At 50.0% G+C, this 19758-nt stretch carries 17 protein-coding genes and 1 tRNA gene; 8 read left to right on the top strand and 10 right to left on the bottom strand.

Features of this window, described 5'->3' with window-relative positions; all coding sequences use genetic code 11:
- Positions 1 to 14: 14 nt before the first annotated feature.
- The 6 genes from OMP95_RS07990 to OMP95_RS07965 form a co-directional block, all read right to left on the bottom strand.
- A complete protein-coding gene (locus tag OMP95_RS07990) occupies positions 15 to 701 on the bottom strand; it encodes a hypothetical protein (protein WP_266327676.1) in 687 nt (228 codons plus the stop codon).
- Positions 698 to 2464, bottom strand: a complete 1767-nt coding sequence (locus OMP95_RS07985; RefSeq protein WP_266327674.1) for a hypothetical protein — start codon at positions 2462 to 2464, stop codon at positions 698 to 700. The genes OMP95_RS07990 and OMP95_RS07985 overlap by 4 nt, the downstream gene beginning before the upstream one ends.
- A complete protein-coding gene (locus tag OMP95_RS07980) occupies positions 2461 to 3666 on the bottom strand; it encodes a type II secretion system protein (protein ID WP_266327672.1) in 1206 nt (401 codons plus the stop codon). The genes OMP95_RS07985 and OMP95_RS07980 overlap by 4 nt, the downstream gene beginning before the upstream one ends.
- A gap of 91 nt (positions 3667 to 3757) precedes the next feature.
- Positions 3758 to 4546 carry a type II secretion system protein gene (locus tag OMP95_RS07975; protein WP_266327670.1) on the bottom strand — a complete coding sequence of 263 codons (789 nt, stop codon included), beginning with the start codon at positions 4544 to 4546 and terminating at the stop codon, positions 3758 to 3760.
- Positions 4547 to 4707: 161 nt separating this feature from the next.
- On the bottom strand, positions 4708 to 5754 hold the full coding sequence (locus OMP95_RS07970; RefSeq protein WP_266327668.1) for a type II secretion system protein: 1047 nt from the start codon (positions 5752 to 5754) through the stop codon (positions 4708 to 4710).
- A gap of 108 nt (positions 5755 to 5862) precedes the next feature.
- Positions 5863 to 6117 carry a hypothetical protein gene (locus tag OMP95_RS07965; protein WP_266327666.1) on the bottom strand — a complete coding sequence of 85 codons (255 nt, stop codon included), beginning with the start codon at positions 6115 to 6117 and terminating at the stop codon, positions 5863 to 5865.
- Between the two features lie 284 nt (positions 6118 to 6401).
- Between OMP95_RS07965 and OMP95_RS07960 the strand changes: the two genes are divergently transcribed.
- The 5 genes from OMP95_RS07960 to OMP95_RS07940 all read left to right on the top strand — a co-directional run bounded on the left by OMP95_RS07960 (position 6402) and on the right by OMP95_RS07940 (position 11625).
- Positions 6402 to 7742: a sensor histidine kinase gene (locus OMP95_RS07960; protein WP_266327664.1), complete on the top strand. Its 1341-nt coding sequence runs from the start codon at positions 6402 to 6404 to the stop codon at positions 7740 to 7742.
- On the top strand, positions 7723 to 8376 hold the full coding sequence (locus OMP95_RS07955) for a response regulator (RefSeq protein ID WP_266327662.1): 654 nt from the start codon (positions 7723 to 7725) through the stop codon (positions 8374 to 8376). Before OMP95_RS07960 ends, OMP95_RS07955 begins: the two co-directional genes overlap by 20 nt.
- A 283-nt stretch (positions 8377 to 8659) precedes the next feature.
- Positions 8660 to 9097, top strand: a complete 438-nt coding sequence (locus tag OMP95_RS07950; protein ID WP_266327660.1) for an Hsp20/alpha crystallin family protein — start codon at positions 8660 to 8662, stop codon at positions 9095 to 9097.
- Positions 9098 to 9222: 125 nt separating this feature from the next.
- A complete protein-coding gene (locus OMP95_RS07945) occupies positions 9223 to 10917 on the top strand; it encodes an NAD-dependent malic enzyme (protein WP_266327658.1) in 1695 nt (564 codons plus the stop codon).
- A gap of 156 nt (positions 10918 to 11073) precedes the next feature.
- The gene (locus OMP95_RS07940; protein ID WP_266327656.1) at positions 11074 to 11625 is read left to right on the top strand and encodes a PepSY domain-containing protein; all 552 of its coding nucleotides are present in this window, start codon (positions 11074 to 11076) and stop codon (positions 11623 to 11625) included.
- A gap of 119 nt (positions 11626 to 11744) precedes the next feature.
- On the opposite strand, the gene bfr is transcribed toward OMP95_RS07940, so the two are convergent.
- The 4 genes from bfr to OMP95_RS07920 all read right to left on the bottom strand — a co-directional run bounded on the left by bfr (position 11745) and on the right by OMP95_RS07920 (position 17065).
- Positions 11745 to 12224 carry a bacterioferritin gene (bfr, locus tag OMP95_RS07935; protein WP_266327654.1) on the bottom strand — a complete coding sequence of 160 codons (480 nt, stop codon included), beginning with the start codon at positions 12222 to 12224 and terminating at the stop codon, positions 11745 to 11747.
- 29 nt (positions 12225 to 12253) lie between these two features.
- Positions 12254 to 15007, bottom strand: coding sequence for a valine--tRNA ligase (locus OMP95_RS07930; RefSeq protein WP_266327652.1), 2754 nt, complete (start codon positions 15005 to 15007; stop codon positions 12254 to 12256).
- A 133-nt stretch (positions 15008 to 15140) separates the two neighbouring features.
- The gene (locus tag OMP95_RS07925) at positions 15141 to 15566 is read right to left on the bottom strand and encodes a DNA polymerase III subunit chi (RefSeq protein WP_266327650.1); all 426 of its coding nucleotides are present in this window, start codon (positions 15564 to 15566) and stop codon (positions 15141 to 15143) included.
- Between the two features lie 11 nt (positions 15567 to 15577).
- Entirely contained in the window at positions 15578 to 17065 is a 1488-nt protein-coding gene (locus OMP95_RS07920; protein ID WP_266327648.1) for a leucyl aminopeptidase, read from the bottom strand.
- 153 nt (positions 17066 to 17218) lie between these two features.
- On the opposite strand from OMP95_RS07920, the gene lptF reads away from it, so the two are divergent.
- The 3 genes from lptF to OMP95_RS07905 all read left to right on the top strand — a co-directional run bounded on the left by lptF (position 17219) and on the right by OMP95_RS07905 (position 19659).
- Complete coding sequence (gene lptF, locus OMP95_RS07915; RefSeq protein ID WP_266327646.1) at positions 17219 to 18352, top strand: LPS export ABC transporter permease LptF; 1134 nt, start codon at positions 17219 to 17221, stop codon at positions 18350 to 18352.
- Positions 18349 to 19413, top strand: coding sequence for an LPS export ABC transporter permease LptG (gene lptG / locus OMP95_RS07910; RefSeq protein WP_266327644.1), 1065 nt, complete (start codon positions 18349 to 18351; stop codon positions 19411 to 19413). The genes lptF and lptG overlap by 4 nt, the downstream gene beginning before the upstream one ends.
- A 170-nt stretch (positions 19414 to 19583) precedes the next feature.
- Positions 19584 to 19659: transfer RNA gene (locus OMP95_RS07905), tRNA-Glu, on the top strand.
- The last annotated feature ends 99 nt before the right edge of the window (positions 19660 to 19758 follow it).

Genomic DNA, 19758 nt, shown 5'->3' with positions numbered 1-19758 from the left:
ACTTGCTCTACTTGTCATAAGGCCAAAACCAGTTCGGCATTTAAAATCTGCGCATAGCCGTGCGGCGGCGAAGTCGGCATTTTCTCCAGCTTCAATCGCACAACCGTTACCTGCCACGGCAGTGCGTTCAGGCCATGAATAAAGCGGCGTAGCGATTCATAGTTACCGTCGATTTCCAGCCTTTGCATCGGGCGGTGAAACATAGTGCCCGGCGACATGCGGGCGAGCCAGTTCATGGTGGCAGGTAGAACAAGATCACCGGTCGGCACCTGTTCTTTTGCTTTGCGTTTTTTGGATTGTTTTACCGGTTGGGGCGTATTTTGTGCGACAACGGCGAGCCGTTCGTTAATACGAATCCGCACATCGCTGCTTCGCGCCAGTTCGGAAATACGCACTTTCAACTCCTGCGATTCAAACGGCGCCAGTTTTTGCTCTACCGTTTCCGCGCTGCTGCGCAGCAAGGCCAGGGCCTGTTCCTGATCGTCGAGTTGTTCCAATAACTCATCCATATCGTATTCCGGCGCTTCCGGAATGCGGGTGGAAATCACTTTCTTTTGGGTGGCTTCGGCTTTGTGCTGAAGATCTACAATGGCTTTGGTGGCCGGCATAAAGCGCAGAAAGCCGTAGATCCCCAAGAGCAGCACAACAATCACCGCGGCCGCCAACGCCTGTTCACGGTTACTCATGGCCGCCAGCTTCATTTCTTTTCTCCTGTGGCTTCTATGGAGGCCAGCTTGACCAGACGCATGGCGACGGCAAAACCGTCCAGGTTCAACGGGCCGGGGCGGGACATCACCTGACTGTCGCGCACCTCCATATTCCACGGTACAAGCGCTTCTTTCATCTGCTGAATAAACGCTTGCGCTGCTGTCTCACTGAGTGCCCAGGCTTCCAGGTTGAAGTTTTCCACCTCAACGCGTGTGTCGGACTGTTTATTGGGTGCGGCGGGCATGATCGGCACCCTTTTACCGAGTTCGTCGATACGGTTAACGATGATTTCTCCGCTTACCGTGCTTTGCAGAACGCCCAATACCGTCTGAATCAACGCGGCCCGTTCCGGGATTTCGTTTCCGAAAAAGTTTAGCCGTGCCTCCAGCCGTGCCTGGTCGGCTTTTTGCTGCTTCAACTGCGTTTCGCGCTTTTCGATTTGTTCCTTGACGGCATTGACCTGCTTGACCGCTTCATCAATCGATTTCCACTGGGCATCGATTTTTGCTTTATAAGATTCGGCGCTGTGTTTTTGAATCATCATGACCGTTTCCGTGCCGGCTATGACCAGCAGCAAGGCCGCAGCCAATACGGCGGCACGCACTTCCAGCCGCTGCAGCGGCGGCGGCAACGGACCGCCGACCCGAACCTGGGCACAGCGCCGATCCGCATCGCTGATGCCGAAAGCCTGCCAGGCGGCGCCCAGCATGCCCGGGCTGAGTTGCTTGTCGACGGGAGGCGGGTTCAACAGCTTCAAGTCAACGTGCAATACATGCAACAACTCGTCGGCCAGCAGCTCGCTGTCTTCATGCCAGCTTGCCAGCCAGACCGGATCGGATGCCGGCGGGTTCAGCGCGTGATAACTTTCCAGACACGATTGAATGGCCTGTTTGGTGGGGTTGATATATTGATGCTGTGCGGTTATGTGGCCGTTGCTGACCTGCATCACGAAAGCCATATCGGCATGCGACTCCAGCATAACTTGTGAGGCATTATCGTCCGTCAGCAAGGCGCCACTGCAGCCGGTCAGCGGATACATCGCTTTTAATGTCACATTCTGAGACTGGAATGCCGCAACCCAGCGTTGCAGCAGGGACTGGTTGACACAGGACACCAGCCAGTTGAATACGCCCGGGGAGTCCGCGATTTCGGCCTGCGGCGACCAGCCGCATTCGATGACCTCGTCATCAGATTTCAGCCATTCCTGGCCGGCCAGGCAAGTATCAAGTTGGGATTTGTCGATATAACCGAGTTGAATGGCCAGATCGCCGAAACGGCGCATGGAAAAATTCTCGGCCAGATCCAGCTCGCCGGTCGGGTTGGCGCGTCCCTGTTGGGTGTCCATCACCAGCTTGGCTTGTTCCTCGGTCATATAGCCCTTACCGACCAGCATATGGCCTACCGTCCATTGCGTAGTATGTTGCATCAGCAGAGGTTCTACCTCCCAGCGCACCAGCTCCTGCATCTGATTGACCGGGCGGGGCTTTTTCGGATCGACCGGTAACTCCACTAAAGTCGACAACACCGCCGGTGATAACAGGATCGCCTGACCGCCGCGCCAGCCTTCAGCCTTGAGTTGCGATATCAGCTCGGTTACCGCCGCTGCCATATCCGCCTGTTGTGAGGTTACGTTATGCATCACCGTCACGTCATCACCTGTCCGCGCCAGCACCGTACCGCGCAGCGAAAAACCGTTTGTCTCGCAGACCAGCAGTTGGGAAGGCTTGGCAAAAGGCAGCAGGTTGTTCAGGTTCATTGGGGAATGATCCAATCTATAGTGATATTTTGGCGTGGGGCCGCTTTGAACAGCCGTATATTGTCCGATGATGGTGTCGCGCTAGAGGCGTCATTACTACAATCACCATCGAAAATCACATAACCCTCAGGTGATCCGGATGGCACCTCATAGCAAACTATGACATAGCCGTGATGTCCGATAGGCACAGCATTGGAGGCATCAAAGCGGAAGGTATAGCTTTCTGGGATATTGGCGGTAATTGTGCCGCTGGCAACAGTCAGCCAGTCTGTTGAGCCATCATCGCCTGTTTTATAGTCGGTGAGCGAGGATGGGTAGATTCTCAGATTAAGCTTAACATCTGAAGCAGGTAAGGCTTCGCTGGCATTCCGGTTGATGAAATTGACAGTAATATCGTCAAGTTGCCAGTCGGAACTGACGATCAGTTCATCCGTACCAACATCATCACTGGTGGCCGACGCATCGTAGCCGCTGCTGGTTAATCCGAGCGTTGCTCCGGAAACATCATAGAACCAGCCTGAATTTTTGTTATCTTCTGCTTCGGTAGTACCGGCATTGCCATAACCATCACGGAAGTGTGGATCACCATCCCGTTCAGGAACGACCTGAATATAGGGACCACGCCAGCCTGAACCGACTTTTGTATCGCCATTGATATGCCACTCGGTAATTTCACTATTGTCACAAGGGGACTTGTAGGTAATGGGGGCGGCGGCATCGCTGGCATCGCCAGCAGTTAATAACTCAGCTATACAATTTGGCAATCTGCCCATATCGGCAGCAAAACCGCTGATTTCCGGGCTGCCGTTGACGGTGCGGGTCGGGTCGCCGACGATGGCTTTGCGCATGATGTCCATACGGCGTTTGGTTTCGTCGTATTTCGTCTGGTCTTCGACATTTTCGGTCAGCATCAGCGCGGCTGAAGCCATCAGGCCGATCAAAAACAATACCAGCACCATTTCCAGCAGGGTGAAGCCGATTTGTCTGGATCTGTCATGCCGAGCAACGCCGAGGTATCTCGATGAGGTTGCAAACTGGTTCCCCCTAACCCTCTCCCGCCAGGGGAGAGGGGATGCCCCCGACCTGAAAGCCTGGGAATGATATCTCGATCCTGGAAACAATCGTCCCTTCCCCCTTGATGGGGACAAATTCGCCGGGATGCGAATTTGGTCAGCGGTAGCTGCCTGCAGGGTGGCGGACATGGATGTTCGCCAACAAAGGTCAGGATGGGGGGGTAAGGGAGCCAGACCAAATTTTCCACTGAAACCAGGCGAGCTTTTCATCCACATAAACTCATCTCACCAAACACAAAATCAAATCAACGGGGAAACCATCGCTGCCGGTGGTTTCAGTACAATCCGAAGTGGTGTCACCATCATAGAGTGCATTCTGACTTAAGCCGACGAGCCTGGCAGGGTGGTCTTCTGGGGGGACTTCGTCTGCATTATCAAGATCGAAAATAAAATAGGGAGAACCGGCAGGGTCCAGAATAGTCCACAAATCCAGTATTTCAGTGCCTGATTCAGATGCCACCGCCCCTGTATTAAGTATGTCTGCATCCACATCGGAGACATTATCTATTCGCTGCAGATAAGGCCCTTTCCAGCCGCGCTTGGTATCGGGATTCCAGTCGAAACTTGTGCCAGGTTGTTTGAATAACATCCAGAAATTGGCGGGGTGCTCGCACCAATCCAGATCGCTTACCGGAATCTTGTCCAGGTTAGGGTTGAGGTTGCCGGGGCTGTCAGGATCTTCACAGGCATATATCCCCTGTCCGAGGAAATCATTAGTGCCGCTGTCACGGCGGAATTGAAGCAGGGCCTTGCGGATTTCGACCATTTCGAATTTGGCGGTATCGTAGCGGCCTTGATCCTGAACGCCTTCATAAGCCATCAGAGCAACACCGGATACGATAATAAGCAGGGCGATTACTACCAGCAGTTCCAGCAATGTGAAACCAGACTGAGCGCCGTCATTGCGAGCGGCAACTAAGCAATCCAGTTCTGAATTTAGGTGACGTGTTGCTAAAACAGGGTTTTGCTTCAAGTCCGCTTTTTTTCGGTTAAACAATAAACACCTCATTTACTTGTTTCCGAATATTGGGGTAAAACCCGTGGTTGGCACGTTGCTTACCGCAATAAACGTATTCCGAATGTCCGTTATTCCAGGGTTGATAAAGTAAGCGGGACGAGACTTTCGCCCCGTCCCGCTTTTGTGATTTAAACCAACTTTAATCCGGCTTATTAAGCACCTGTATTTGCACCGGCAATCACTTGGTCAAGGTTGCGGCCCTCAGGATCAACAATACCGATCAAGCGCGCTTTGGAGAAAATGTCAGCTGCAGTAATATCAGTTGGTGTAGAGCCATCTTCATCGGCACTGCCTAAATGATATAAAGCGATGAAACGAGCATAGTTATTGGCCGGATTAACATTGGTTGAACCGGCGGTCGGGACTTGAGCAATGGCAACACGGCTGTCTATCGTGGTGCCGGGCACGTCCTTACCGAAACCTAATGCCAATACCAGATGACAACCATCATCATCCAACGCATCGTTGATCAGATTCAGGGCAGTACTGTCAGTCACGGTATTACCGGACAGGGTGCCGGTGAGACTAACGCCATTGGCTGTACAGACAGTATCAGTACTGGAAGGAACAATAGAAATGGCAAAGTTGGTTATTGCAGCGCCATCATATTCGACCGTACCGTCTTCAAACTCCAGTTCATCGGCCGGATCAGCTGTGTTGTGTGGCGAGCTTTCGTTAAATGCCAAGTTGGGTACCACATCAGCATTGAATGTACTTGTAGTTTGCAGTGTTTGCAGTTCGCTGATGCCAACCGCATTCAGGGCGGTCGCAGCTGCACTCCATACCGCGCCGGCACCGGAAGCGTCAACAACCCATTGTCCAAAGTAGTCTTTAGTATTGTCAGCCAGCAGGTCAAACGCACCGCCAGTCAGTTCACCACCCAGGTTTGCCAGGTTGTCCCATTGGTTGGGATAGGCATTTTCTACCGCACGGAAATTGCGGATTGAACTCTCGGCAATGGTGATATTGGTTGCAGCCGCAGTGTCCTGGGCGTTTTCGCCAATGCCTTCATAAGCAACCAGAGCAGCAGTAGCCAAAGTAGCCAGCAGGGTAATAACAACCAGCAGTTCCAGCAACGTGAAACCACCTTGCTTGCCTTGCAGTTTTTTCGCTTTGGTACGCAGTTTGTCGTCTTTAATGGCGGAGATATCAGCAGCGCGGAACTTGCTGATTGCAGTTTTCATTTGTTTGATATTCATTTGCTATTTCTCTCGTTATTTATGCCGCAGCTGCCCCGCGCAGTCTTTTGGTCATGGGGTTCAAAATGTTTATCAGATGCGAACCCGCTTCGCACTCTGTTGATTCCTTTACTGGGAGGGATTGTCGACGACAAAACGGTATTGTTTGCCGCAGTGTAGAATCACCTCTTTCTGTTGCCGTTTGAGAATTTTCATCTCGACACGAATTTCACCAAAACCGTCATGTTGCAAAACATCGTCAAACAGTTCGATGAGTTTGGTTTTTACGCTATCGTTTGTCTGGTCGGGTTTTATTGTCATTGTCTTGTCGTTTTGGTGAACTTCGTTGGGCGGAATCATAGGCAGCTGAGGGTGATTTCCCATATAGGAAAAATTCCTTTTTTTTGTGATGTATTCCACATTTTTGTGAGGGTGGACAGTCAGGAAATCAGTAAGTTAGTTATATTTGACTTAAAAAGTGGCTTGTAAGTAACTGGTTTATTTGATGTGTGTTATGACTATTATTTTTTCCTTGCTGTTATAGTGCTTTTCTATTCATGCGAGCCGGGATTTTTGTTCTGGCTGCTGAAGTTGGTGACTTTTCCTGGCTCAAGACACAATTAACTAATCTGGTGGCGGGAAAGGCTACGGGGGTTTAAAGGCGGAAAATGAGTTTAAGAAACCTGATTAATTTACGCATTGCCTTGTCGGTGTTGCTGATTCTGATATTGGGCGGTGTAATGGCAATCTGGCAGGCGCGCCAGTCAGTCGAGAGAGAACTTCAGGCCTCTTTTAACCTGGCTTTGCAGATGGTCAAGTCTGAAGTCAATCAAGCAGATATGAGCCAGAACAGCGATGACTGGTTACAGTCAATCAAGGCATTACGGCATTCCCGGCATTTACAGATTTCGTTGATCGATAATCGTGGCGAAGTGACTGAAATACTGACTGCTTCAGAACATGAAGAGGAACGCACACCGCCCGCCTGGTTTATTGCGGCGGTGATGACCGATTATCTACAGGTGGACTATTCGGTTGATATGACGGATGGCTCCGTGAAACGGATTCGCATCAGCGCCGATCCGATGGATGAAATATTGGAGGCGTGGAATGAATCGCAGGCCTATTTCTGGTCGATCGTGCTGATGATGGTAGTGATTTTTGTGGCGATCAACGTGGTGTTCCACTCGATGCTGCGTGCGGTCGGCACTATTTTGTCAGGCTTGCGTCAAGTCGAGTCGGGTGAATACGGCGGCAAGCTGCCCGCTTTTAAAATCAGCGAGTTTGATGCGATTGCTTCCGAAATCAACAATCTGTCAGAAGCGTTAAATCTGGCCCGGCAGAATAACCAGGCTTTGGCGCGGCATACCATGCATATTCAGGAGAATGAAAGGCAACATATGTCACGCGAACTGCATGATGAGATGGGGCAGTCGTTGACCGCGGTTAAAGCGATGTCGGTGGCCAGTAAGCAAGCCAATGCCGATGTGCCGGTGATTGCCGATTCGATTATCGAGATATGCAATCATTTGTCCGGTGTGGTGCGTTCGATGATGCGCACCTTGCATCCGCTGAGCCTTGCCGATTTGGGGCTGGGCGCAACACTGACCGATCTGGTCAATGAATGGCGGCGCCGTCATGCGGATCTGGTAGTAACGCTGGATTATGATAATGAACTTGAGTCGCTCAGTCATGAGGTGGCGATTCATGTTTACCGGATTGTGCAGGAGTGTCTGACCAATGTGGTGCGGCATGCCCAGGCTGACAAGGTGAAAGTGACCGTCAGGCGCAGCCGTTTTGTTGACAATTCACAGGTCGTTATTTCCGTTGAAGATAATGGTATAGGCGGCCATGCCGAGGGTGAGGGCTTTGGTGTACGGGCGATGCGTGAGCGGGTGGAAAATCTGGGCGGGCGATTTAGTTTTGAATCGAGGTCGGGGCAGGGCGTGAGTGTAAAAGCCAGAATGCCATTTATAGAGAAACAACAAGATGAGCCAAAACAGGATTAGTGTGCTGTTGGTCGATGACCATGAGGTGGTGCGTGCCGGATTCAGAATCCTGCTGTCATCGCAGCCGTTTATCGGCGACATCAGGGATGTCAATCGTGGCGAACTGGTTGCTCAGGAATATGAACGTCTGCAACCGGATGTGGTAGTGATGGATTTATCCATGCCCGGTATCGGCGGTTTGGAAACGATACGTCGTTTATGTAAACAGGATCCCGCTGCAGTGGTACTGGTTTACAGCATTCATGATGAATCGATTTATGTTGAGCGCGCATTGCAGGCTGGCGCCAGAGGCTATGTCAGTAAAAACAGTGCTGCGGAAGTGCTGGCTGAGGCGGTGATGACGGTGGCCGAAGGTAAGCAGTATATCGAGCAGCAACTGTTGCCCGAGGCCGATGATGTAAGGCAGCTGGATATTGAGCAATACCGGCAAGTGCTGGATCTGCTGTCACCGCGAGAGTTTGATGTGTTCTGTCGGCTGGCGCGTGGCATGACGGCGCATGAAGCGGCGGCTGATTTGTGTCTGGGCTATAAGACGGTGGCTAATTACAACACCCAAATCAAAAGCAAACTCAGGGTCAACACGGCTGCAGAACTGGCTAATATTGCTGTGGTACTGGGCATTATCAAACCCTGATTTCTGTTGAAAATCTGCCGGTTTGCTACAGAAAAAAACAACCGTGAGAGTGGCTTTGTTCGCAACGCTTATTGATAGGGAAAAGCTGTTGTTCTGCTATGTTTAAGGGTAAATAAAAAAACAATATATTTCAATATGTTGCCTGACTTTTGACCCAGGTCAATATTGTTTCTCATTTCTTAAAATAACGCTTGAAAACCTGACTGGCGGGACGCATTATTCAGATCAGGGATAGGCACTGCCTGTTCATGTAGTAATCGTTATTTTTAGGAGGTGTATGACTATGGCTATTCAACGATACAGACCATTGAGTTTGCTGGATGAATTGCAACGGGAAATGAGTTCATTGTTTCATGCCCCAGATGTAGAAAGCAGCTTTAGTACTGAAGAATGGAGCCCTGCTGTAGATATCAGTGAAGATAATGATAAATTCACCATTCATGCTGATCTGCCCGGGGTCAAATCTGATGATATTGAAGTTACGGCCGAGAATGGGGTTTTAACCATCAAGGGTCAGCGAGAAAGCCACAAGGAAGAAAATAAAGACAACTACCGCCGGGTTGAACGTTTCAGCGGTAGCTTTATGCGTCGTTTCACCCTGCCCGAGCGGGCAGATCTGGAAAATATCGCCGCCAAAACCCGGGATGGGGTATTGGAACTGACAATTCCCAAAACAGCAGAAAGCAAACCAAAACGTATTGAAGTAAAAGTGGCGGAATAAAAAACTCAGGCCTGACAGTTTATCGCTGTCAGGCTTTTTCTTTTCGTACGGTTGATTTCATCGGTAGTAAGCGGTTTATACTGGCTTTAACTCCGCTCATGTTGCGAAAAAGGAACGCTACGCCGATGACATCTGATAAACCGCGCGATCCGATCTATATTCCCTATGCCGGTCCGACTTTGCTGTCAGTTTCTTTGTTGAACAAAGGCACCGCTTTCAGTGAACAGGAACGGCGGGATTTCAATCTCACCGGCTTGATCCCGCAGCGTTTTGAAACAATCGAACAACAGGCTAAAAGGGCATATCTGCAATATTGCAGCTTTGACGAACCTATTAACAAGCATATCTATCTGCGTGCCACGCAGGATACCAATGAGACGTTATTCTATTTTCTGCTGCGACAGCACCTGCAGGAAATGATGCCGATTATCTACACTCCGACGGTGGGTGATGCCTGCGAAAGATTTTCCGAAATCTACCGTCGTACCCGCGGCTTGTTTATTTCGTATCCGGATCGATATCGCATTGATGAGATTTTGCATAATGCCACCAAACGCCATGTCAAAGTCATTGTGGTGACGGATGGCAGCCGAATTCTGGGGCTGGGTGATCAGGGCGTAGGCGGCATGGGAATTCCGATTGGCAAACTGGCTTTGTACACGGCCTGTGCCGGTATCAGCCCGGCTTATACCTTGCCGGTTATGCTTGATGTCGGGACCGATAATGCCGAATTGCTCAAAAACCCGATGTATATGGGCTGGCAGCATCCGCGTATCAGTGATGACGATTACGATGAATTTATGGCCTTGTTTGTGGCCGCGATCCAGAAACGCTGGCCCAAAACGTTATTACAATTTGAAGATTTTGAGCAGCGTAAAGCCTTGCCGTTGTTGAAGCGATATCGCGACAAAATCTGCTGTTTTAATGATGATATCCAGGGCACCGCTTCAGTAGCGGTGGGTTCTTTACTGGCCGCCTGCCGCAGCAAACAAGCGTTATTATCAGACCAAACGGTTGTTTTTGCCGGTGCGGGCTCAGCCGGTTGTGGTATTGCCGAGCAAATGGTGGCGCAGATGTGCGCAGAAGGGCTGTCAGAACAGCAGGCGCGAGCCCGTATTTTTATGGTCGATCGCCCCGGCTTGCTGACTACCGATATGGCGGACCTGTATGACTTTCAATTACGTCTGGCCCAGAGCCGGTCAACTATTCGTGACTGGCAGTTGCAGACAGAACATGCTGCGCTGCTTGATGTCGTCGAACATGTGCATCCTACGGTGCTGATTGGCGTATCCGGTCAGGCAGGGCTGTTTACTGAAAAGCTGATCAAAACCATGCATACGCATTGCCCACAGCCGATTATTTTTCCGCTCAGTAACCCGTCCCGCCAGGTTGAAGCAATGCCTGAACAACTTGTTCACTGGACACAGGGACAGGCCTTGATTGCCACTGGCAGTCCGTTCAAGCCGGTGCGGTTTAAAAACAAGGACTATCCGATTTCCCAGTGTAATAACAGTTATATTTTTCCGGGCATAGGCCTTGCAGTGGTTGCCGCCGGCATTGAACGTATCACCGATGAGATGATGATGGTGGCCAGTGAAGTGCTGGCAGCCGCTTCACCGTTGGCCAATACCGGAGAAGGTGCTTTGTTGCCGGAACTGGATCAAATTATTGGCTTGAGTAAACAGATTGCATTTGAGGTGGCCAAACTGGCCCAGCAGCAGGGCAAGGCGCCTGTTACTTCCGATGCAACACTGACGCAGAATATAGCCGATAACTCATGGTTGCCACACTATCGTGATTATCGCCGGGTCAGTATCTGAAATATTTCCCTTAACACGAGACCATAAATTTGGGTATAGGAGAAATTCCTATAACTTATTGTGACTGGTATAATCACTCTGCAAGTTTGATCATTGCTCTTGTGGGTAGAGAGTGATCTTTTTTGGATCTTTCTTTACTTTAAAAAGGAGCTTTTTATGACTTCTCTACTTTTAAAAACACTGCCCGCAGCCATTGCTTTTTCCCTGACTTCTGTTGCTATCGCTGATGATAACTATGATCTGGATGATATCCGGAGCTGGGATATCGTTAAAATCGAAACCTGCCTTGATGCTGCGCTGGATACCATTCCCGGCCACGCCCGTAAAGTTGAAATGAAAATGGAAGGGGATGATCCGGTTTACGAGTTTGATATTGAAGCAAAAGCCGACGGCCAGACTTATAACGTTGAGTGTAATGCCGAAGAAGGCTTTATTACTGAAATCGAACGTGAAGTAGCTGCCGATGACCCGGTGTTCAAAAAATATGCGAAAATTTCACAGGAAGAAGCGCGTGAAATCGCGTTGATGTTCCATCCCGGAGAGGTGGTCGCTTCAGAGTTGGAAGTCGGCTTCGATGGTGATGTGACATACGAGTTCGATATTCAAAGTATTCACGGCTATGAAGTCAAAGTCGATGTCGATGCGGCAACCGGTGAAATCGAAGAAGCCAATATCGAATTGTATGAAATCGGTATGGAAAAAGAATAAGCTTTAATTCAAACAATTAAAGCCTTTTGTAAAAAAGCCGCGGGTATGAAAATACCGGCGGTTTTTTTAAAGAACCTTGTTCTCATGTTCTTTCGTGGGAGAAATGAACTAATAAATCATCATGCATCAGCCATGGTCATGGCTTGAACGTAGTTTTTCAATCCCATTTTGTCAATCAAACCAAGCTGTTGCTCTAACCAGTAGGTATGATCATGCTCTGTGTCTTTTAGTTGCTGTAGCAGAATATTACGGGTTCCAAAATCGTTTTCTGCTTCACACAAAGCGATACCCTCCCGGAGCGCCTGAACCACCGAGTGCTCTAGTTTCAGATCGTTTTGCAACATTTCTTGAACATTATGGCCAACATGTAAAGGCTCACGTTGACTTAGGTTTGGCGTTCCTTCCAAAAATAAAATGCGCTTGATCATTTGGTCAGCATGTTCGGTTTCATCTTGCATTTCATGAGCAATACGAGCATAAAGTCTCTTCAGGCCCCAGTCCTCATACATTCTGGAATGAATGAAATACTGGTCCATCGCGGTGAGTTCTCCCGCTAATAATGTATTAAGCAAATCAATGACTTTCTGACTACCTTTCATACTCTTCCCTTATGTTGTTGTTCGGACCGTCAGGCTAACGAAGTACGTTGCTGTTGTAGTTGTGATAAAGCTTGCTCCATCTCGGTGAGTTTGCCACGTTCTTTTTGTACTACTTCTGCCGGCGCTTTGGCAACATAGTTTTCATTACTCAGTTTGCCTGAAGATTGTTTGATGGCTTTTTCCAGCTTGGCAATTTCTTTATCGAGTCGGGCGATTTCGGCATCTTTATCAATCAAACCTTCCAGCGGAATCAGGATTTCCATCTTGCCGACCAAAGCGGTGGCGGCGGCTGGCGCTGCACCGTTCAACGTTGAGATTGATTCCAGGTTGGCAAGACGGCTGATAAAGTCACGGTTATTCTCAAGCCGGATTTCATCGGCATCCATTGCGTCTTTCAATAACACCGGCAATTGTGTTTTCGGTGCGATATTCATTTGCGAGCGGATGGAGCGCACGCCGGTGATAAATTGCATCACCCATTCCATTTCATTGACAGCAGTTTTGTCGATCTTGTTTTCATCTACAACGGGATAAGCCTGGCGCATAATGGTATCGCCCGTTTTGCCTGCCAGCGGCGCGATGGTTTGCCAGATTTCTTCGGTGATAAACGGCATAAACGGATGGGCCAGACGCAAAGTGGCTTCCAGCACACGCACCAGCGTGCGGCGGGTGCCGCGTTTGGCGGCTTCAGATGCGGAGTCGCTGGTCAATACCGGCTTCGACAGCTCCAGATACCAGTCACAGTAGTTATTCCAGATAAACTCGTAAATACCCTGAGCGGCATGGTCAAAGCGATAACCGTCGATCGCTTTTACAACTTCCTGTTCGGTCATTTGCAGGCGGGAAATGATCCAGCGATCAGCCAGACTCAGTTCGACGTCGCTGTTATCAATGCCGGTATCCTGGCCTTCGGTGTTCATCAATACGTAACGGGCGGCATTCCACAGCTTGTTACAGAAGTTGCGGTAACCGGTGATGCGGTTCATATCAAAGTTGATATCACGCCCGGTAGAGGCCAGCGAGGCAAAAGTAAAGCGCAGGGCATCGGTACCGTGTGCCTGGATACCTTCCGGAAATTCCTTGCGGGTGGCTTTTTCTATTTTTTCGGCCAGTTTTGGCTGCATCATGCCGGTAGTACGTTTGGCGACCAGCGCTTCCAGATCGATACCGTCGATAATATCGATAGGATCGAGCACGTTACCCTTGGATTTAGACATTTTCTGCCCATGGGCATCTCGCACCAGACCGTGGATGTAGATTTCCTTGAACGGCACATCGTCCATAAATTTGATGCCCATCATCATCATCCGCGCGACCCAGAAAAAGATAATGTCAAAACCGGTGACCAATACGCTAGTCGGATACCAGGTTTTCAATGCCTCGCTATTTTCCGGCCAGCCCAAAGTGGAGAACGGCCATAAGGCTGATGAAAACCAGGTATCCAGCACGTCTTCATCCTGAGTCAGTTGCAGATCGGCAGGCAGGTTGTGTTTTTTTCTGACTTCGGTTTCAGTGTGACCGACATAGACAGTGCCATCGTTGTCGTACCAGGCGGGAATACGATGTCCCCACCAGATTTGGCGGGAGATACACCAGTCCTGAATGCCATCCATCCAGTTATAGAACGTCTTGTCCCAGTTGGCGGGTACAAATTTGACCTTGCCTTCTTTGACCGCTTTCACGGCAGGTTCCGCCAACACATCGGCTTTGACATACCACTGATCAGTCAAAAACGGCTCAATTACGGCGCCGCTGCGATCACCACGTGGCACCATCAGTTTGTGATCCTGAATGCCTTCCAGCAAACCCAGTTTTTTCAGATCGTGGACTATGACATCACGGGCTTCATACCGATCCAGGCCGCGGTATTTTTCCGGTGCATTGTCGTTGATAGCGGCATCAATGGTCAGAATGTTGATTTGTTCCAGATCGTGACGCTGGCCCATTTCCGCATCATTGAAATCATGTGCCGGAGTGATTTTGACGCAGCCGGTGCCGAATTCCCGATCAACATAATCGTCGGCAATAATCGGGATTTCACGACCGACCAGCGGCAGGGTAATGGTTTTGCCAATCAAGTGTTGATAGCGTTCATCTTCAGGATGAACCGCCACTGCGGTATCGCCCAGCATGGTTTCGGGACGGGTAGTGGCGACAACAAGGTGACCACTGCCATCGGTCAGCGGGTAACGAAAATGCCACAGGTGACCGGACTCTTCTTCAGATAATACTTCCAGATCTGACACGGCGGTATGTAATACCGGATCCCAGTTCACCAGCCGTTTGCCGCGGTAAATAAGACCTTCATTGTGTAAACGGACAAAGACCTGTTTGACCGCTTCCGACAAACCGTCATCCATGGTGAAACGCTCGCGGCTCCAGTCCATGGAGGTACCCATACGGCGCAGCTGGTTGGTGATGGCACCGCCTGATTCCTGCTTCCACTCCCAGACACGTTTGGTGAAATCATCACGTCCCAGATCATGACGGGTTTTACCCTCGGCATTGAGCTGACGTTCAACAACCATTTGCGTCGCAATACCGGCATGATCGGTACCTGCCTGCCACAAGGTATTATCACCTTTCATACGGTGATAACGGATCAGCGTATCCATCAGAGTGTCCTGAAAGGCATGCCCCATATGCAGACGGCCGGTGACATTCGGCGGCGGTAACATAATGCAATAAGGGGTGCCGGAGCCGGAGGGTTTGAATTCACCATCCTGCTCCCACTTTTGATACCAACGTTGTTCAATCGCGTCTGGGCTGTATGTTTTTTCCATCTTGTGCTTTTTGGCTATGTGTCATCGAAAGAAGATGGGCATTATACCCGCTGAGACCTATCCTGTTCAGCTGCGATGCGAAATTGGCGCTGAAAAGCTGATAAAACGTGTTATTGGCTGAGCCGGAAGGTAATCAGACGTGGAAGGTTTCCAGCTCGTAGCCACGTTGTTTGTAGAATTGAAAGCGCTGCCGGCCGGCTTTTTTGATTGTGTCGTTATCATCAATAACCTCGGCAACGCGCTCAAATTGACTGAAAAACAGCGGTTGCTCATCAGTCAGATTGATTAATACGTCCATCAAACGCGGCGGTTCAGCTTCATGCCCGATCAGTACCGGACTGTCGTTTGCTTCGCTGGGGTGCAGAATTTGATGAGGCACAAAGCTGTCCGGCCGTATCGCCCACAATGCAGCATCGACTTGTTCACTGTGGGCTACATTTTCAGTGTGAATATAAACCTGATGCCCTTGATGATAGGCTTTTTCAGCTAAACGGCAGGCAAAGGCCTGCCGTTCATGCAGCTTGGTGGATTTCAGCACATAGAAACTGATTCGGGTCATAGGGGCGAACGTTATCCCTGCAGACGGTTCAGCAGATATTGCACCAGCATCGGCACCGGCCGGCCGGTGGCCCCTTTTTCTTTGCCACTGACCCAGGCGGTGCCGGCGATATCCAGATGCGCCCAAGTGAATTTCTCGGTAAAGCGGGCCAGGAAGCAGGCTGCGGTGACGCTACCAGCTTCTTTGCCGCCGACATTAGCAATATCGGCAAAATTACTGTCGAGCTGTTTTTGATAATCGTCCCATAACGGTAACTGCCAAGCGCGGTCGAAACTGTCGTTGCCCGCTTTAAGCAGATCGTCGGCCAGTTGCTGGTTATTAGCCATCAGGCCGGTGGTTATATTGCCCAAAGCAACAATAATGGCGCCGGTAAGAGTAGCAATATCAATCACTACTTCCGGATCAAAACGCTCACTGTAGGTCAAGGCATCACACAGGATCAAACGGCCTTCGGCATCGGTATTGAGAATTTCGATGGTTTTACCCGCCATGCTGGTGACGATATCGCCAGGTTTATTGGCATCGCCATCAGGCATGTTTTCAGAGCTAGGCACTACGCCGACCAGATTGATAGGCAAGCCTAACTCCGCTACGGCACGTAGCGTACCTAACACGCTGGCCGAACCGCACATATCGTATTTCATTTCATCCATGCCTTGCGCAGGCTTCAGTGAAATACCACCGGCATCAAAAGTCAGTCCCTTGCCGACCAGCACTACCGGACGGGCATCACCGGCTCCGTTGTATTCCATGGTAATCAGTTTGGCAGGCTGCCGGCTGCCGCGAGAGACGGACAGCAATGAACCCATGCCCAGTACTTCCATATCCGATTCTTCGAGTACGGTGGTTTTGATAGTGTTGTATTGCTGACCCAGTTTAATCGCCTGTTCGGCCAGATAGGCCGGTGTACAAATATTGCCGGGCAGATTGCCTAACTCACGCGCCAGGTTCATACCCTGGCCGATAGCAGCACCTTGAGCCATGGCTTGCCCGAATTCGGCGGCATCAGCTTCGGTTGTTATGAAACTGAGCTGATCCAGTGGTTTTTCAACCGGTTTGGCTTCGCTTTTGGTTTGTGTGTACTGATAGAGCTTAGTTTCCGTGTTACAGGCGGTTTGACGTACTTTCCAGGCCGGGCTGCGCTCGCCGAGTTCGACTTCCGCTACGCAACAGGCAGCTGTCCGGGCACCACTTTCATTGAGTACGGCTGCCATGGCCGCCGTCGCGGTGTTGAAGTCATTTTCGGTGGTCTTGCCCTGGATACCGAAACCGACCAGCAGCACACGTGGGCTTTTAATACCTGTCACATGATGCATAAACAGCGTCTGACCGGCTTTGCCGTTGATATCGCCACTGTCGATAACGCGTTGCACAGCACCTTGCGTGTCTTTATCAAGTTGCGCTGCGGAAGGACTCAATTGGCCTTTTTCATAAACCGCAACGACCAGACAGTCTGTCTGTTGTGTTGCCAGGGCATCGGTTGTGACAAAATACTGCATGGATTTCTCCTGTAGAGATAATTTGGTTTAGACTGCTAGGGCCTGTTTATCTTCCATCTTCAGTTCACAACAGAGGTGGAGATGAAAGATAAACAGCCCTAGGCCAGATTGTGCCAAAAACAAACACCTTATTCTAACCAAGACCGATAAATAATGCCCAACGTTCTTCGATTGTTGAGTTCCTGGCTGACTGTAGTTGACCGCTACATGCTACGGGAATTTGTGATTAATCTGTTAGCCGTCACCGGGGTGCTTTGGCTGATTTACGTCTCAACCCGTTTTGCCCGTTATCTGGCAGAGGCGGCGGTGGGTAATATGCCGGCCGATGTTATTTTCAGTTTACTGGGCTTCAGTTCGCTGGGAGCCATGTCGCTTTTGTTGCCGATTGGCGCTTTTCTTGCGGTGATGCTTTCGCTGGGGAGAATGAGTTCTGATAATGAACTGACTGTGATGGCAGCCTGTGGTATTTCCAGTGCCCGCATTATGCGGAATGTGTTGCTGTTTGCGAGCGTAGTGGCATTGTTGGTGGCGGTACTGTCATTGCTTATCGTGCCCGATGTATTGTCACAGCGTTACGACCTGGAACAGCGCGCAAAAATTACCGCCAATACCACCGGGCTGGTGGCCGGTAGTTTTAAAGAAAGTCGTGATGGTGAATGGACTTTCTATTCCCAGAGCCTCAGTCCGGATAAACAGTTTATGGAAAATGTGTTTATTGAAATTCACCGTGACCCCAAGCCATTGATCTTTCGTTCTGAAACGGGACATTTTGAAATTGACAGTCAAACGGGTGATAAATTTCTGGTGTTGGAAAATGGTTATCGCTATGAAGGGGAAGCCGGTGACCAGGATTTCACTATCGCTCAGTTTGGCAGTCACAGTTTGCTGGTTGAAAAAGGTGCGGAAGGGCAGGTCAGAGAACGGCATAAATCCGTGCCGACAGGCGAATTACTGGTGCGCGGTGAACCGCGGGATATTGCAGAAGTACAGTGGCGGACTTCAGCAGCTTTGATGACCTTAATCTTGTGTCTGATGGCTATATCACTGGCTAATGCGGGGCCGAGACAAGGACGATATGCCGGTTTTCTGCCAGCGGTATTGATTTATATTATTTACAGTAATCTGTTGGGTGTTAACCGTGCCTGGGTGTCTAAGGGGGAAATCACGCCATGGCTGGGCGCTATCTGGGTGCATTTATTGATGGTGGGGATACTGCTGATATTACTGAACCGCCCGAAAATCCGTCGTTTGTTTAGCCACTATAGACAAAAAGCAATAGCCAAATGAAGATTCTGCAACGTTATATCGCTAAAAACATACTCTTCAGCACGCTGCTGGTGCTGTTGGTATTACTGGGTCTGTACACGTTTATGGACTTCATCGCGGAATTGGATGATTTGGGTAAAGGTAACTACCAGATCACTGAAATTTTCAGCTATATCGCTTTAACCATGCCCAAGCGTGTTTATGAATTACTGCCGGTGGCCGCCCTGCTGGGGAGTGTTATCGGGTTGGGTAATCTTGCCAGCCAGAGTGAGTTGGTCGCGATGCGGGCTGCAGGCATATCGATCAAAGATATCAACAAGTCGGTTATGTTTGTTGCGGCCTTATTGATGGTGGTTGCGGTGTTAATGGGGGAAGTCTTCAGGCCTGTTGCCGAACAATCGGCCCGCGAATTACAGTCAGTGGCACAAACCGGTACCGTGGGTACGCGCTCTGAGCATGGGTTCTGGACTCGTGATGGTAATCATTTCAACCATATCGAGCGTATCAAGGCTGACGGTAGTTTTTCCAATATCGCTATTTACGAGTTTGATGAACAGCATCGTCTGCGTATTCTGACCAAAGCTCATGACGCACAGTATCAGGACGATAGCTGGATATTATCGGACGTTGTACAAAGTACCATCAACGAACAGGGCGTACAGGTTCGTTCGGTATCGCATGCCCGCTGGAAGTCACAACTCAATCCAGGCATGGTAAACATTGTTGTTGTGCCGCCGGAGTTTTTGCCGGTGTGGGACCTGCTGGAGTATGTCAATTATTTGAAAGACAATCATCAGGCTGTGGAGCAGTACGAACTGGCATTTTGGAGCAAGATTATGATGCCGTTGAGTTCTGCTGTGATGGTATTACTGGCGGTGCCGTTTGTCTTCGGTCCGTTGCGTTCAGCACCGATAGGCGGGCGCATTCTGGCGGGCACATTGATAGGGATTGGTTTTCATCTGTTCAACCAGAGCTTCCAGCATATGGGGCTGGTGTTTGGTTTATTACCGTGGCTGGCGTCTGCCTTTCCGACCATGATCTTTGCCGGCCTGGCCTGGTTGATGAATAGCCGTGTCAGATAGGGCGATAACTCGTCCAGATAGGGAAAAATACTAGAGATATCAAGAGAAAAAGATGGCGTCCCCAGGGGGGTTCGAACCCCCCTGGGGACGCCATATAAAACGGGCCTGTATTACAGGCCCTTTTTATTTTAAAGAATAAATAACCCTTAACGGGGTAAATAAGTCACTGGGTCCCCATCGTCTAGAGGCCTAGGACACCGCCCTTTCACGGCGGTAACGGGGGTTCGAACCCCCCTGGGGACGCCATCTTTTTCTCTTGATATCTCTAGTATTTTTCCCTATCTGGACGAGTTATCGCCCTATCTGACACGGCTATTCATCAACCAGGCCAGGCCGGCAAAGATC

The organism is Methylophaga sp. OBS4 (genome assembly GCF_026319305.1).
Taxonomy (GTDB): Bacteria; Pseudomonadota; Gammaproteobacteria; order Nitrosococcales; family Methylophagaceae; genus Methylophaga.
This window is presented reverse-complemented; position numbering and strand designations above follow the sequence as displayed.

Coding starts and splice junctions, on each gene's coding strand:
- OMP95_RS07950 (WP_266327660.1), top strand. CDS start 8,660: ATGGCTATTCAACGATACAGACCATTGAGTTTGCTGGATGAATTGCAA.
- lptF (WP_266327646.1), top strand. CDS start 17,219: ATGCCCAACGTTCTTCGATTGTTGAGTTCCTGGCTGACTGTAGTTGAC.
- OMP95_RS07920 (WP_266327648.1), bottom strand. CDS start 17,065: ATGCAGTATTTTGTCACAACCGATGCCCTGGCAACACAACAGACAGAC.
- OMP95_RS07985 (WP_266327674.1), bottom strand. CDS start 2,464: ATGAACCTGAACAACCTGCTGCCTTTTGCCAAGCCTTCCCAACTGCTG.
- OMP95_RS07960 (WP_266327664.1), top strand. CDS start 6,402: ATGAGTTTAAGAAACCTGATTAATTTACGCATTGCCTTGTCGGTGTTG.
- OMP95_RS07945 (WP_266327658.1), top strand. CDS start 9,223: ATGACATCTGATAAACCGCGCGATCCGATCTATATTCCCTATGCCGGT.
- OMP95_RS07955 (WP_266327662.1), top strand. CDS start 7,723: ATGAGCCAAAACAGGATTAGTGTGCTGTTGGTCGATGACCATGAGGTG.
- OMP95_RS07930 (WP_266327652.1), bottom strand. CDS start 15,007: ATGGAAAAAACATACAGCCCAGACGCGATTGAACAACGTTGGTATCAA.
- OMP95_RS07970 (WP_266327668.1), bottom strand. CDS start 5,754: ATGAATATCAAACAAATGAAAACTGCAATCAGCAAGTTCCGCGCTGCT.
- OMP95_RS07990 (WP_266327676.1), bottom strand. CDS start 701: ATGAAGCTGGCGGCCATGAGTAACCGTGAACAGGCGTTGGCGGCCGCG.
- OMP95_RS07940 (WP_266327656.1), top strand. CDS start 11,074: ATGACTTCTCTACTTTTAAAAACACTGCCCGCAGCCATTGCTTTTTCC.
- lptG (WP_266327644.1), top strand. CDS start 18,349: ATGAAGATTCTGCAACGTTATATCGCTAAAAACATACTCTTCAGCACG.
- OMP95_RS07965 (WP_266327666.1), bottom strand. CDS start 6,117: ATGGGAAATCACCCTCAGCTGCCTATGATTCCGCCCAACGAAGTTCAC.
- OMP95_RS07980 (WP_266327672.1), bottom strand. CDS start 3,666: ATGTCCGCCACCCTGCAGGCAGCTACCGCTGACCAAATTCGCATCCCG.
- OMP95_RS07925 (WP_266327650.1), bottom strand. CDS start 15,566: ATGACCCGAATCAGTTTCTATGTGCTGAAATCCACCAAGCTGCATGAA.
- bfr (WP_266327654.1), bottom strand. CDS start 12,224: ATGAAAGGTAGTCAGAAAGTCATTGATTTGCTTAATACATTATTAGCG.
- OMP95_RS07975 (WP_266327670.1), bottom strand. CDS start 4,546: ATGAGGTGTTTATTGTTTAACCGAAAAAAAGCGGACTTGAAGCAAAAC.